We start from the raw sequence: 14,505 nt of genomic DNA on the forward strand, positions 1-14,505 counted from the left end.
ATACATTTCCCCTGTAGGAGCTGCCGAAGGCTGCGATCTTTTGACCTTCTAACGCAAAAACGCCTGCCGATACTCGCCCGGCGTCCCACCCAAAACCTGCCTGAACCGATTAGTAAAATGGCTCGCACTGGCAAACCCGCACGCCAGCGCGATCTCGCCCAGCGGCAGCGCCGTGCCGCGCAACAATTCCCGCGCCCGGCTCAAGCGCCGCGCCAGCACATATTGATGCGGCGGCAGGCCGAAGCTCAGGCGAAACATCCGCGCAAAGTGATATTCCGACAGCGCACACAGCCCGGCCAGTTGCCCGAGGCTGATCGGCTCAGCCAACTGGTTGTCGATGAACTCCACCAGTTGTCGGCGCTGGTGCGGCGCCAGCCCGCCCTTGAGGCGCAAGCCCTGACGCGCACCGACCTGGCTGAGCAGCGTGTGGCTGATCAATTCGTGGGCGAGGCTGCTGGTCAGCAAGCGCTCGGCCGGCTCTTGCCAGTTCAGATTCAGCAATTGCCGGAAGCGCTGCGCCTGCTGCGGATCTTCGAGAAAGGTCTGCTCGCGTAATTGCATCTCGCGCGGTTCGCGATCGAGCAAAGTGACGCAACCGAGGGCGAATTGTTCGGCGCTGAAATACAGGTGCGCCAGACGGATGTCGCCATTGATCACCCAGCCCGATTCGTGATCGGCCGGCAGGATGCAAAGCTTGTCCGGCCCGCCCTTGCGGCCCGGCTGGCCACGACGGAATGTGCCGGTGCCGCCGGCGACGTAGCACGACAGCGTGTGATGACTTGGCGCTTCGTATTCCTGGGCATCGTGGTGGTTGGTCCACAAGGCCGCAGACATGCCGTCACCGAGCTCGGCGCTGTGCACAAGGCGTGCATTCGGCGAGCGGTTGAGGGCTTGAAAGACTTGCAGGGTATCGATAGCGGCCATGTTCGGTTCTCTCCAACGCCTTGCATCCTACTCCGTAGACACCGCCCTGCCAGCCTGCCGCCAGACAAAAGCGCAAGATTGTGCAAGCGTCGAAGGCTGCCCGAGGCAGACACTCAAGGCCTGTTTAAGGAGTGTGTGCCATGAACCTGTCGTTGTACCTGCTGACCGTGCTGATCTGGGGCACCACCTGGATTGCCTTGAAATGGCAATTGGGCGTGGTCGAAATCCCGGTGTCGATTGTCTATCGCTTCGGCCTCGCCGCGTTGGTGTTGTTTGCGGTGTTGCTGCTCAGCCGACGCCTGCAACCGATGAACCGCCGTGGGCATTTGATTTGTGTGGCTCAAGGGTTATGTCTGTTCTGCGTGAACTTCATGTGTTTTCTGACCGCCAGTCAGTGGATTCCAAGCGGTCTGGTGGCGGTGGTGTTTTCTACAGCAACGTTGTGGAACGCCTTGAATGCGCGGGTGTTTTTCGGCCAGCGCATTGCTCGTAATGTGTTGCTGGGCGGTGCGTTGGGGCTGTCAGGTCTGGGGCTGTTGTTCTGGCCGGAACTGGCCGGGCATCAGGCCAGCCCGCAAACCCTGCTCGGCCTTGGATTGGCGTTATGCGGCACCTTGTGTTTTTCCGCCGGCAATATGCTCTCGAGTCTGCAACAGAAAGCGGGATTGCGACCGCTGACCACCAACGCCTGGGGCATGGCTTACGGCGCAGCGATGCTGACGGTGTGGTGTTTGATCAAGGGCATACCCTTCGACATGGATTGGTCGCCGCGTTACGTCGGGGCACTGTTGTATCTGGTGATTCCCGGTTCGGTGATCGGCTTCACCGCGTACCTGACGCTGGTCGGGCGCATGGGCCCGGAGCGGGCGGCTTACTGCACGGTGCTGTTCCCGGTGGTGGCGTTGAACGTGTCGGCGTTTGCCGAAGGTTATCAATGGACCGCACCGGCGCTGGTCGGGCTGGTCTTGGTGATGTTGGGCAACGTGCTGGTGTTTCGTAAACCGAAAGTGCTGTTGTCTGCGGGTCAAGGGAAGTTGGCTTGATAAAACGAGCGCTGATACTCAGCGCTCAACTTTCAAAGTGATGTAGATCATCACCGGGAAGATGAAGTCGACAATATGCCTTGCCCAGTCCTTGGCATTCCAGGATTGCGAAGTATCCATGTCGAACCACTCGACGCCGACCGTTTGCAGGCATACGTAGTAGATGAAGATGGCGACCAATATGCCCATGATTGAAAACTTCTTGGCTTCATGGAATGCCGCTGGCGAGGCATCGATGTAGCGATACAACTGGTAAGTACCGATCAGGCAGAGCACGGTATAGATGACTTCCATGGTGATGATGAACCAGTAGATCCGGTGATGGATCATCGGCGAATCAATGGCCCGATACATGATGTTTTCACTGGCGTTGGTGGTGTCCATGCTCAGGATATGTGCAACGTAAGTGTAGTTGGACTCATAGTCAGTGAAGTTATGGATCATCACCAGCAGGCCAAAGAAACTTATATAAGCCATCAAGATGACTTTGCTGTAACGGATGAGTTTGTCGGTGGTCAGGGTGTTCACGGGATTGGCTCTCCATGGCAATTAATCAATAAGTTGATAAGTTGCGAGAGCTTATATTGCTGTTACTTGGTCTGGCGTTTTTGTTCGGTTGCAAGTTATGTAAGGTGAAGGCCGGCATAATGTTGCGCCGGCCCTTTTTTCAGCCGCGCCAGACTTGCGGGTTGACCAGATCCTGCGGCCGTTCGCCGAGCAGGGCGCTGCGCAGGTTGGCCAGGGCGCGGTTGGCCATGGCTTCGCGGGTCTCGGTGGTGGCCGAGCCGATGTGCGGCAGGGTCACGGCGTTTTTCAACTGGAACAGCGGCGATTCGGCCAGCGGTTCTTTTTCGTAGACGTCCAGCCCGGCGCCGCGGATGCGGTTGTTTTGCAGGGCTTCGATCAGTGCCGGTTCGTCGACCACCGGGCCGCGCGAGATGTTGACCAGAATAGCGCTCGGCTTCATCAGCGCCAGTTCGCGATGGCTGATCAGGTGGCGGGTCTTGTCGCTCAACGGCACTACCAGGCAGACAAAATCGGCTTCGGCCAGCAGTTCATCCAAGCTGCGGAACTGCGCGCCGAGCTCCTGTTCCAGTTCGGTCTTGCGGCTGTTGCCGCTGTAGATGATCGGCATGTTGAAGCCGAAGCGCCCGCGCCGGGCGACAGCGGCGCCGATGTTGCCCATGCCGACGATGCCGAGGGTCTTGCCGTGCACATCACTACCAAACAGCGGGGCGCCGACGCTGGCCTGCCATTGCCCGGCCTTGGTCCAGGCGTCGAGTTCGGCGACGCGGCGGGCGCTGCTCATGATCAGGGCGAAGGCGAGGTCGGCGGTGCTTTCGGTGAGCACGTCGGGGGTGTTGGTGAGCATGATCCCGCGTTCGTTGAAGTAGTCGAGGTCGTAGTTGTCGTAGCCGACCGAGACGCTCGAGACCACTTCGAGTTTTGTTGCGCTTTGCAGTTGTGCGCGGCCGAGTTTGCGGCCGACGCCGATGAGGCCGTGGGCGTGGGGCAGGGCTTCGTTGAACTGGGCGTTGATATCACCGGTCTTGGGGTTGGGGACGATGACGTCGAATTCTTCTTGCAGGCGTTCGATCATGGGCGGGGTGATGCGGCTGAAGGCCAGGACTGTTTTTTTCATTGGGCTTGGGCTCGTCGGGGCTTGATTGCAAGCACGCTAACATTTTCTCGCTCGGGTTGTCTTGGCGGCCTCTGGGCCGGCCATGCCTTGGGTTTGTCTGGTGTGAATATCCGAAGGTTTCGGGGCGGCGGCTGGCGGTTTCGCCTGACGGCGACTTACTTTTTTACAAGCGCCTAAAAAAGTAAGCAAAAAACGCTAGCTCCTGCGTTCGGCCCTCGCAGGCTCGGGTTCCTTCGCTGCGGGATCGATCCGGGCGCAGCGGCTCCGGTTTGCTTCGCTGCACCTACACTCGCTGTGTACGACTGCGTCGTACGGTCGCTGCGCTCCCACTCCCGGATCAATCCCTCCGCTCAGCCTTCCGACGTCGCCGGTGGATCAAGATCAAGAGCACTCGAGCTTGCGCTCATTGTTGAGTGGGGCGGCTGCGCCGCGGGCAGCTGCGCTGCTTTGCCTTTGCTTTTGTGGGAGCGAGCCTGCTCGCGAAGGCGGCCTGACAGTCGACCTGTTTCTCGCTGATGTACTCGATTCAAACTGTGGGAGCTGGCTTGCCAGCGAAGGCGGCCTGACAGCCGACCTGTTTCTCGCTGATGTACTCGATTCAAACTGTGGGAGCGAGCCTGCTCGCGAAAGCGTCTCCACTGCCAACCCATCTCTGCCAGATTCACCCCGTCCCTGTGGGAGCTGGCTTGCCAGCGAAGGCGGCCTGACAGCCGACCTGTTTCTCGCTGATGTACTCGATTCAAACTGTGGGAGCGAGCCTGCTCGCGAAAGCGTCTCCACAGCCAACCTCTCTCTGCCAGATTCACCCTGTCCCTGTGGGAGCTGGCTTGCCAGCGAAGGCGGCCTGACAGCCGACTCATATCTTGCTGATGTATACGATCCAGAATTGTGGGAGCGAGCCTGCTCGCGAAGGCGTCTCCACTGCCAACCCATCTCTGCCAGATTCACCCCGTCCCTGTGCGAGCTGGCTTGCCAGCGAAAGCGGCCTGACAGCCGACCTGTTTCTCACTGGTGCACGCATTCCAACTGTGGGAGCGAGCCTGCTCGCGAAAGCGGTTTATCTGACACCTCGAATGTTGAATGTGCCGAAGCCCTCGCGGTCGGGCTCGCTCCCGGGAGGTCAGCTGCGTGACGGGAGCTGATGGATTTCGTAGTTATCCAGCACCCGGTTCACCGCCAGTTCCGCCAGCATGATTACCTGCTGGATGGCCAGTATGGTGTGTCGTTGTGGGCTGTCGACGTGGGCGGCGATGTCGCTGCTCATGATGCTGGCCGAGGCGAGGGATTCGCAGGCGTGGGCCAGCAGGCTTTCGTTGTCCTGGTCCGGGGCGACCTGGAACATGGTGCTGGGTTTGTGGTTTTGCTGCGCGCTGGCGGACGGTTTGAGGTAGTGATCCAGCGCACGCTCGGCGGCGTCGTGGAGTTTTTTCGAGTCGGGGGATTGGTAGGGGGAGGTGCTTGCGGATTCGGGGGGATTGGGTGTGGGTTTGAACATGGCAAAGATCCTTTTGGATTTATGGAGCTGCCATTTTTCGTTTTCCAGGCGAAAGGGGTGGCAGCTGTACGCGGACTGGAAAAACCGGCAAAGGATCAAACCCGGCAGACCCGAAGGTCTCCCACGTACAGCCGCCATAACTGAATACCGGCGCTGAAAGAGCGCGGCATTATGTCATGCGCTGTGATCCTGCGGGTTTTCCAGACCCGGTCGCTGATTCGTCAGCAACCGCCAAATCCTAGCCAGCGCTCTTCCGACGGACAACCTGCAAAACCTGTCGGAAACTTCCCCGTAAACACCGCGATGTAGGAGCTGCCGTAGGCTGCGATCCGTTGATTTTTAAACAGCAAGATCCAAAGATCGCAGCCTCGTTGCACTCGTCAGCTCCTGCACGAAGTCAGCGGTGTTTAAAGTCAGGTGGCGACGCGCGCGCCAGCCAGACTCCCGCTCAACTCATACGCGACCAATTCCGCCTGATGCGCCGCCAATATCTCCGGCAACGACCCACGCAAGTACTCCACCCAGGTTTTGATCTTGGCATCCAGGTACTGCCGCGACGGGTAGATCGCGTAGAGGTTGAGTTCCTGCGAGCGGTAGTTCGGCATCACGCGCACCAGGGTGCCGTTGCGCAGGCCTTCGATGGCGGCGTAGACCGGCAGCACGCCGACGCCCATGCCGCTGGTGATGGCGGTTTTCATGGCGTCGGCGGAGTTCACCAGGAACGGCGAGCTGTTGATGGTGACCGTTTCCTGGCCGTCCGGGCCGTCGAAGGCCCATTTCTCCAGGGGGATCACCGGGCTGACCAGGCGCAGGCAGGCGTGGTTGAGCAGGTCGCTGGGTTTCTGCGCAGCGCCGTTGGCTTTCACGTACGCCGGCGAGGCGCAGACGATGCTGTAGGTGATGCCCAGGCGCTGCGAAACGAAGCCCGAGTCGGGCAGTTCGCTGGCCAGCACGATGGACACGTCGTAGCCCTCGTCGAGCAGGTCCGGCACGCGGTTGGCCAGGGTCAGGTCGAAGGTCACGTCGGGGTGGGTCTTGCGGTAGCGGGCGATGGCGTCGATGACGAAGTGCTGACCGATGCCGGTCATGGTGTGCACTTTCAACTGGCCGGCCGGGCGCGCGTGGGCGTCGCTGGCTTCCGCTTCGGCTTCTTCGACGTAGGCGAGGATCTGTTCGCAGCGCAGCAGGTAGCGCTTGCCGGCTTCGGTCAGGGCGATGCGCCGGGTTGTGCGATTGAGCAGACGGGTTTGCAGATGGGCTTCGAGGTTGGAGACCGCGCGCGAGACGTTGGCGGTGGTGGTGTCCAGTTGCACGGCGGCGGCGGTGAAGCTGCCCGCTTCGGCAACACAACTGAAGGCGCGCATGTTTTGCAAAGTGTCCATGGGGTGCTCTCAAGGGAGATGGCAAATTGTGACACGAAGTTTCAGGGGCTGAGACCCCCGACCAAGGGATTATCTCGTTAACCGTAACAAAGATTCACAGAAATCCCAGCTTATCGCCGCACAGGCAGCTCCATAGAATTGCGCCGATCCCTGTAGGAGCTGCCGAAGGCTGCGATCTTTTGATGTTGTCTTTAAAAAGATCAAAAGATCGCAGCCTTCGGCAGCTCCTACACAAGTCCCTCGATTGATCCCTTTCTCAGGAATTCGCAGCTGTGCCGCGTCGCATCAACAGAGCGCTTTTGCCGCTCAGTGTTCTGGCTTTAACCCTGGCTCTCGGCGGCTGCATCTCTACCCAAGGCATTGCCCCTCACGGCGAGGCACTCGCGGCCGATTCACTGGCCACCGACGCGGCCATTGCCGAGGCCGCCAAAGACGCCCACTGGCCTAGCGCCCAATGGTGGCAGGCGTTTGGTGATGCGCAACTTAATCGCTGGATCGACCTCGCCGTGCAAGGCAGCCCGAGCATGGCCATGGCCGCTGCGCGGGTGCGTCAGGCCAAGGCCATGGCCGGTGTTGCCGAAGCGGCCGAGGCGTTGCAGATCAATGGCGAGTCGACCCTCAAGCGACACAACTGGCCGACCGATCAGTTCTACGGCCCCGGCGAACTGGCCAATACCACCACATGGGACAACAACGCCGCGCTCGGCTTCAGCTACGCCCTCGACCTCTGGGGCCGCGAGCGCAATGCCAGTGAACGCGCGGTGGATCTGGCCCATGTGAGCGTGGCCGAGGCGCGACTGGCGCAGCTGGAACTGCAGAGCAATCTGGTCCGCGCCTACATCGAGTTGTCGCTGCATTACGCCCAGCGCGACATCGTCGCGGCGACGCTCCAGCAGCAACAGCAGATTCTCGATCTGGCGCAGAAACGCCTCAGCGGCGGTATCGGCACGCATTTCGAAGTCAGCCAGGCCGAAGCGCCGCTGCCGGAAACCCATCGCCAACTCGATGCGCTGGACGAGGAAATCGCCCTTAGCCGCAACCAGATTGCAGCGCTGGCCGGTAAAGGCCCGGGCGCTGCGGCGCAACTGCAGCGGCCGACGCTGTCCCTCGCGGCGCCGTTGAAATTGCCCTCGGCATTGCCTGCCGAACTGCTCGGGCAGCGTCCGGACGTGGTCGCCAGTCGTTGGCAAGTGGCGGCGCAGGCGCGTGGCATTGATGTTGCCCACGGCGGTTTCTACCCCAACGTCGATCTGGTCGGCAGCCTCGGCTACATGGCCACGGGCGGCGGCGCGCTGGAGTTTCTGACCGGCAAGAAACTCAACTACAACGTCGGCCCGGCGATCTCGTTGCCGATCTTCGACGGCGGTCGACTGCGTGGCGAATTGGGCGAAGCGGCGGCCGGTTATGACATCGCCGTGGCGCACTACAACCAGACCCTGATCAACGCGCTGAAGAACATTTCCGATCAGTTGATCCGCCGCGAGTCGATGGACAAGCAGCAGGACTTCGCTGCCGAGTCCGTTGCCGCAGCTCAGAAGACCTACGACATCGCGATGATCGCCTATCAACGCGGCCTCACCGATTACCTCAATGTGCTGAATGCGCAGACCTTGCTGTTCAAGCAACAGCAGGTTCAGCAGCAAGTGCAGGCCGCGCGATTGAGTGCGCATGCTGAGCTGGTGACTGCCTTGGGGGGCGGCCTCGGTGCGGGTAATGACGTGCCGACAGCCGAGCAGACCCAGGCCCCGGAAACCCCGGCGCTCCTGCGTTGAACACAGCATCCATTGTGGGAGCGAGCCTGCTCGCGAAGGGTGCGTATCAGTCAATGAACATGTTGCCTGAGACTGCGCTTTCGCGAGCAGGCTCGCTCCCACAGGTTTCGAGTCCGCATTGCATGCCTGAGTATTTTCAATGACGTCCTTGCCCGCCCCCCTGCGCTGGCTCCATTCCCTGGAATGGCGTCGCGGTTTTTTCGACTGGGCACGCAGCGATGGCGTGACCTGGGTGTATATCTTCAAGGTGTTGCTCGCCGCGTTTCTCACGCTATGGCTGGCGATGCGTCTGGAATTGCCGCAACCGCGCACGGCGATGATCACGGTGTTTATCGTCATGCAGCCGCAGAGCGGCCAGGTGTTCGCCAAGAGTTTCTATCGCTTGCTCGGCACACTGGCCGGGTCGGCGATGATGGTCACGCTGATCGCTTTGTTCGCGCAGAACACCGAGCTGTTTCTCGGCTCGCTGGCGATCTGGGTCGGCATCTGCTCGGCCGGTGCCGCGCGTTGCCGCAATTTTCGCGCGTATGGATTTGTGCTCGCCGGTTACACCGCAGCGATGGTCGGTCTGCCGGCGCTGGCCCATCCCGACGGCGCCTTTATGGCGGCAGTGTGGCGGGTGCTGGAGATCTCGCTGGGCATTCTCTGTTCGACGCTGATCAGCGCGGCGATTCTGCCGCAGACCGCCAGTGCGGCGATGCGCAATGCCTTGTATCAGCGCTTCGGTGTGTTCGCGCTCTTCGTCACCGACGGCTTGCGCGGGCGCAGCAAAGCAGAGGCGTTCGAAGCCAGCAACGTGCGCTTCATTGCTGAAGCCGTCGGCCTGGAAGGGCTGCGCAGCGTGACCGTGTTCGAAGACCCGCACATGCGCCGGCGCAACGGTCGTCTGAGTCGTTTGAACAGTGAGTTCATGGGCATCACCACGCGCTTCAACGCCTTGCATCAATTGCTCGAACGCCTGCACGGCAATGGCGAAGAGCACGTCGTGGCAGCGATCAAACCGGGCTTGCAGGACCTCGCCGAAGTGCTCGACGGCTTCAGCGGTCGCGCGCTGACCAGCCCGGATGCGGCACGTTTGGCGACCGCGTTGGCCACCTACAAGGAAGGTCTGCCGGCACGTGTCCGAACCCTGCGCGGGATCTTTCAGGACACTGCTCCGAGCGAAGCCGAACAACTGGATTTTCACACCGCCTATGAATTGCTCTACCGCTTCGTCGATGACCTGCACAGCTATGCGCAGACCCACGCGTCGCTGGGCGAGCATCGTCACGAACGCGAACGCTGGGACGAGCCGTTCACCCCGCAAACCAACTGGTGGGCGGCGGCCGCTTCGGGGATCCGCGCCTCGTTCATTCTGCTTGTGCTGGGCAGTTACTGGGTCGCCACCGCGTGGCCGAGCGGGGCGACCATGACCCTGATCGCCGCCGCCACTGTCGGCCTTTCCGCCGCCACACCGAACCCGAAACGCATGGCTTTTCAAATGGCCTGCGGGACTTTTCTCGGCGCGCTGATCGGCTTCGTCGAGATGTTTTTCATCTTCCCGTGGATCGAAGGTTTTCCCTTGCTCTGCGTGATGCTCGCGCCGGTGATCGTGCTCGGTTCGTTCCTCGCCTCGCGGCCGCAATACGCCGGTGTCGGACTGGGCCTGCTGATTTTTTTCAGCACCGGTTCAGTGCCGGACAATCTCACGATCTACAACCCCTATACCTTCATCAACGACTACATCGCCATGGTCATGGGCATGCTCGTGTGTGCTGCGGCGGGGGCGATTATTCTGCCGCCGAACAGTCGCTGGCTGTGGCAGCGCCTGGAGCAGGATCTGCGCGGGCAAGTGGTCTATGCGATCAGTGGAAAACTCAAAGGCCTGGCCTCGAGTTTCGAGAGCCGCACCCGCGATCTGCTGCATCAGGCGTACGGCCTCGCGACGGGGCAACCGAAGGTACAAAAGAGTCTGCTGCGCTGGATGTTCGTGGTGCTGGAAGTCGGCCACGCGATCATCGAATTGCGCAAGGAGCAGGCGATCCTGCCGGTGCACCCGGCGTATGCCGAATCGCAGCCGTGGCGTCAGGCAATCCGCGTGATGGGGCGTGCGTTGGTGCGGCTGTTCTTGCAGCCGAACGCAAGCAATCTCGAACGCGCACTGGTCGCGGTCGATCACGCCATCAGCCGCGTCGCCGCCACCGATGAGCCGTTCGCGCCGCACTTCGATACCTCCGCGTTGCGCCGGGTGAAAAGCTATCTGCACTTTATTCGCACCTCGTTGCTCGACCCGCAATCACCCCTGGCCGAATTCGCTCCCGCCAGGCCCGAAGGACTTGCCCATGCCTCGTGAAATCGCCTTCCACGGCGTGTACATGCCGACCATGACCCTGATGTTTTTCATTGCTGCGGGATTGGCCTGGGCAGTTGACCGCTTCCTCTCGGGGTTCGACCTGTACCGCTTTTTCTGGCACCCGGCGCTGCTGCGCCTGAGCCTGTTTACCTGTCTGTTCGGTGCCATGGCGCTGACTGTCTACCGTTGAGAACATCTTGATGAAAAAGTTTTTCAGCCTGCTCGCGACCCTGCTGGTGCTGGCCCTGGCGCTGTGGATTGGCCGCACGTTGTGGGAGCACTACATGAACACGCCGTGGACCCGCGATGGCCGCGTTCGCGCCGACATCATCAACGTTGCCGCCGACGTCACCGGTGAAGTAGTCGAAGTGCCTGTGCGTGACAACCAACTGGTGAAAAAGGGCGATCTGCTGATGCGCATCGACCCCGATCACTACCGCATTGCGGTCAAGCAGGCGCAGTCACTGGTCGCTTCGCGCAAGTCGACCTGGGAAATGCGCAAGGTCAACGCCCATCGCCGCGCCGACCTCGACAATCTGGTGATCTCCAAGGAAAACCGCGACGACGCCAGCAACATCGCCGACGCCGCGCTGGCCGATTACCAACATGCCCAGGCGCAACTGGAAGCCGCCGAACTCAACCTCAAACGCACCGAAGTGCGTGCGGCGGTGGACGGTTACGTGACCAACCTCAATGTGCATCGCGGCGATTACGCACGTATCGGCGAGGCGAAGATGGCCGTGGTCGACATGAATTCATTTTGGGTTTACGGCTTTTTCGAAGAAACCAAGTTGCCGCACGTCAAAGTCGGTGACCAAGCCGACATGCAATTGATGAGCGGCGAAGTGCTCAAGGGTCATGTCGAAAGCATTTCGCGCGGGATCTACGACCGCGACAACCCGGAAAGCCGCGAACTGATTGCCGACGTGAACCCGACGTTCAACTGGGTGCGGCTGGCGCAGCGCGTGCCGGTGCGGATTCATATTGATGAGGTGCCAGAGGGCGTTTTACTGGCGGCGGGGATTACTTGCACGGTAGTGGTGAAGCAGGACCTGGCAGGCAATTGATCGACCGCGTCGCCCCTGACCAGGGCGACGCGGTGATGCTTCCAGCTACTGGGAAATGTTGTAGCGATACAGACAACCCAGAGGGTTTTCTGGATTGATGTTGAGGGCAACAATCAATTTGCCTGGGGCCTGCTGATAATGAAGCCTGGAGAGCGAGTCGGTGGTCTCCTCGCGATGGATGACGCCACCCGCGTCTGAAAAAGCGGAGTTGTAGCCACCGCTACGGGTTTTCACACAGGCAATATAATTGCCCTTCTCGTCTCCACCAGAAACTACGATGTTATCAGCGAAAGGAACATGGTCCGCCCAGTTGACTCGCCTGTCGCTGCCGAGAGCTGGTGGGAGTGGCATGACATTCGGATTGCCGAAAACGTCAAAATCGGGCTTACCTTTTTCATCGAAGGCGAACAACATGCCGTATCGCTCACTGACACCGCTGCCCATGTTGGTGTAGCCAGATGCCGTAAATCTATCAGGGGCTCGCTGCCTCACAGTATTGAGTTCGGCACCCATGAAGTTGTACCGGACTACCACAACCCCGGGTCTTTCCGGGAGGCCGAAACTCTCATGGAGCGCGCCACTGTCTGAATTCAACATCACGAGGAGACCGTCCGTGTTCACGTCGGGCTCGTATTTTTCGTAGCCTGCAAATAACAAGAGTCCATTGTCGAGCACGCAACCGTCGCTGAGTGAAGTCGATGCATGCGGCATCCCGTGATTAATTTCAACTCGGCCATCTGTGCCGAATGCCTTCACGGGTGCGCCTTGCGCATCGAATTTGTAAAGGTGCGCCCTGAGCACGTCAGGCGTGTGGTAATCAACGCCGACAATAACGCTGCCATCGGGTAGCGCGAAGACGAATGCCGGGCCTTTTTTCGTAAGCCGTTGTGTGTTTGGGGGATCGATGATGACTTGGCCATTCTCGCCAAAGCTGCTCACTCGATTGCCTTTGCTGTCAAGGCAGAGAATCGCAGCGCTAACCTCGTTCGATTGCTCATTGGCTGTGCTGCCTGCCATGAACAGCCGCCCATCGGCACCTTCTGCAATCGGCCCGCCAGAGGCCTGCTCATTGGCCAGGAACGAACCCGTGACACGCCCTGCGACCCCAAACGCCAGGTCTACGGCACCCAAGTGGTTCAGCTTGGAAATGAAGAAGACGCCTTTGTCGAAGGTACTGGTGACCAGCAACGATTTATCGCGCAGCAGCGTTGACCCCGTGAGGGGCCGGGACTTCGTCGGGTCGTCCTGGAATATATCGTCAAGTTGAAGTTTGCCTTGGCCGCGTCCCCATGTAGCGTCGATTGTCGCCCTGATGTTCGCGGCCTTCTCTGCGATTGCCATATACGTCCCTGCGCGGTTGTCGGGAGGTCGGTTTACTCGCCGGGCGCTAACGCTGTCTTAACACTATTCACCTGGCTTGAACTCACGATAGGCCTTCGCTTAGAGGGCGCCTACTGTCAACTCTGACAGGTCTGGCTACCGCTGGTCGCAACGACTGGGGATCAGAGCTTGGCGCGCAACCCGAACCGCTTCATCAACGTCGATTCCAGCAAACCCTTCGGCAACAACACCGCCAACAACGGCAACGCCCGGCTGCCGTTGCCGATGCGAACCAGCCGTGGCGGCTTGCTCTGCCGCACCGCTTTCAACAGCTCAGCCGCGAACTCACTGGCCGGTGTTGGCTTGTCCTGCGATGCCTTGGCCCGTGCCCGAATGCCTTCACGCAGGGGAAACCACGGCGATTGCTCGTTGATCAACTGCTCGGCTTCATGTCCGGCATTCTTCGCAAAACTCGATTCAATCGCACCGGGCTGGACTTCCATCACACGGATGCCAAACGGTGCCAGCTCCATGCGCAACGCGTCGCTAAGCGCATGCACCGCCGCTTTCGACGCGCAGTAGGCGCCGGCAAACGGTGTGACCAGCACACCCGACACACTGCCGATATTCACTACCAGCCCCTTGGCCGGACGTAGCAGCGGAAACAACGCGCGGGTGACGCCGACAATCGAAAATACGTTGGTTTCGAACTGGCGCTGCATCGCTTGTACGCCGCCGTCGAGCAGCGGCCCCATCGCGCCGTAACCGGCGTTGTTGATCAGTACATCAAGACTGCCGTGTTGCTGGCTCAGACGCTCGGCGAGTTGTTCCAGCGCGGCGCCATCGTTGACGTCCAACTCGATAGCGGTGAAACCGGCAGCGCTCAGCGCGCTGACATCTTCAGCCTTGCGCGCACTGGCCCAGACTTCGTAGCCGGCGGCTTTGAACGCGTCGGCAAGGGCGCGGCCGATGCCGCTGGAACAACCGGTAATCAACGCAACGGGCATGGCGCATTCCTTGTGCAAACAGTCGGGGGAGGGGATCAGTCGGAGAAACTACCTTGCAAATGCTCGGCGCGAAACTCCAGGGTTTGCGGACGATAGCCGGGGCGCAGCGGCGGCAGTGGCAAGCAGTCTTCCCAGGTCGCGCCGGCCTGCAATTCGCCGGGGCCGCGATAGCGTGGGGCAGTGTATTGATTGTCGGCCAGGTTGACCGTATCGCCCGGCGCATAAGCGGCGATGCGCCAGCGCAGCTCGGTCAGCGGCACATTGTTGCCATTGTTCATTTTCAATTGCAGCGGACGGTCGGCCGGGCATTGCTCGGGAGCGTAGGCAATGCGCAGTTCCAGACGCGCCAGTTGCTTGATCTCGCGGTTGTCCAGCCACACCACCCACATGGCCACGAAACCCAGGCCAATCGCAGCGGCTACCGAAACCGGCAAGGCCTTGGCCGGGTAGCGCAGCAGCAGGATCAACCAGGTAATGACCAGCAGGATGCCGATGAACATGCGTGAGCGCTCCGTGGGTGA

13 protein-coding genes are annotated in these 14,505 nt (G+C 60.5%); 5 read left to right on the top strand and 8 right to left on the bottom strand.

Features of this window, described 5'->3' with window-relative positions:
- Positions 1-48: 48 nt before the first annotated feature.
- Positions 49-924, bottom strand: a complete 876-nt coding sequence (locus tag NF676_RS05220) for a helix-turn-helix domain-containing protein (protein ID WP_071174437.1) — start codon at positions 922-924, stop codon at positions 49-51.
- A gap of 140 nt (positions 925-1,064) precedes the next feature.
- Here NF676_RS05220 and NF676_RS05225 point away from each other — a divergent pair, with 140 nt between their 5' ends.
- Positions 1,065-1,967: a DMT family transporter gene (locus NF676_RS05225; protein WP_122601876.1), complete on the top strand. Its 903-nt coding sequence runs from the start codon at positions 1,065-1,067 to the stop codon at positions 1,965-1,967.
- A gap of 18 nt (positions 1,968-1,985) precedes the next feature.
- On the opposite strand, the gene NF676_RS05230 is transcribed toward NF676_RS05225, so the two are convergent.
- The 4 genes from NF676_RS05230 to NF676_RS05245 form a co-directional block, all read right to left on the bottom strand.
- On the bottom strand, positions 1,986-2,495 hold the full coding sequence (locus NF676_RS05230; RefSeq protein ID WP_122508262.1) for a DUF2165 domain-containing protein: 510 nt from the start codon (positions 2,493-2,495) through the stop codon (positions 1,986-1,988).
- A 139-nt stretch (positions 2,496-2,634) separates the two neighbouring features.
- Complete coding sequence (locus NF676_RS05235) at positions 2,635-3,609, bottom strand: 2-hydroxyacid dehydrogenase (RefSeq protein ID WP_095180411.1); 975 nt, start codon at positions 3,607-3,609, stop codon at positions 2,635-2,637.
- Positions 3,610-4,729: 1,120 nt separating this feature from the next.
- Positions 4,730-5,104, bottom strand: a complete 375-nt coding sequence (locus tag NF676_RS05240; protein WP_095180412.1) for a DUF6124 family protein — start codon at positions 5,102-5,104, stop codon at positions 4,730-4,732.
- 413 nt (positions 5,105-5,517) lie between these two features.
- A complete protein-coding gene (locus tag NF676_RS05245) occupies positions 5,518-6,486 on the bottom strand; it encodes a LysR family transcriptional regulator (protein WP_024011667.1) in 969 nt (322 codons plus the stop codon).
- 272 nt (positions 6,487-6,758) lie between these two features.
- Here NF676_RS05245 and NF676_RS05250 point away from each other — a divergent pair, with 272 nt between their 5' ends.
- From NF676_RS05250 to NF676_RS05265, 4 genes are all read left to right on the top strand, one after another.
- Entirely contained in the window at positions 6,759-8,258 is a 1,500-nt protein-coding gene (locus NF676_RS05250; protein WP_252887354.1) for an efflux transporter outer membrane subunit, read from the top strand.
- Positions 8,259-8,397: 139 nt separating this feature from the next.
- Positions 8,398-10,590, top strand: a complete 2,193-nt coding sequence (locus NF676_RS05255; RefSeq protein WP_252887355.1) for an FUSC family protein — start codon at positions 8,398-8,400, stop codon at positions 10,588-10,590.
- Positions 10,580-10,780, top strand: a complete 201-nt coding sequence (locus NF676_RS05260) for a DUF1656 domain-containing protein (protein ID WP_016771611.1) — start codon at positions 10,580-10,582, stop codon at positions 10,778-10,780. The genes NF676_RS05255 and NF676_RS05260 overlap by 11 nt, the downstream gene beginning before the upstream one ends.
- A gap of 10 nt (positions 10,781-10,790) precedes the next feature.
- Complete coding sequence (locus tag NF676_RS05265) at positions 10,791-11,657, top strand: efflux RND transporter periplasmic adaptor subunit (RefSeq protein WP_252887356.1); 867 nt, start codon at positions 10,791-10,793, stop codon at positions 11,655-11,657.
- Between the two features lie 45 nt (positions 11,658-11,702).
- Here NF676_RS05265 and NF676_RS05270 read toward each other — a convergent pair whose 3' ends face one another.
- The 3 genes from NF676_RS05270 to NF676_RS05280 form a co-directional block, all read right to left on the bottom strand.
- The gene (locus NF676_RS05270) at positions 11,703-12,998 is read right to left on the bottom strand and encodes a hypothetical protein (RefSeq protein WP_252887357.1); all 1,296 of its coding nucleotides are present in this window, start codon (positions 12,996-12,998) and stop codon (positions 11,703-11,705) included.
- 161 nt (positions 12,999-13,159) lie between these two features.
- On the bottom strand, positions 13,160-13,984 hold the full coding sequence (locus tag NF676_RS05275) for an SDR family oxidoreductase (RefSeq protein ID WP_252887358.1): 825 nt from the start codon (positions 13,982-13,984) through the stop codon (positions 13,160-13,162).
- Positions 13,985-14,019: 35 nt separating this feature from the next.
- On the bottom strand, positions 14,020-14,484 hold the full coding sequence (locus NF676_RS05280) for a hypothetical protein (RefSeq protein WP_056783040.1): 465 nt from the start codon (positions 14,482-14,484) through the stop codon (positions 14,020-14,022).
- Positions 14,485-14,505 lie beyond the last annotated feature (21 nt).

This window comes from Pseudomonas siliginis, assembly GCF_024072275.1.
In the GTDB taxonomy this organism is placed as follows: Bacteria; Pseudomonadota; Gammaproteobacteria; order Pseudomonadales; family Pseudomonadaceae; genus Aquipseudomonas; species Aquipseudomonas siliginis.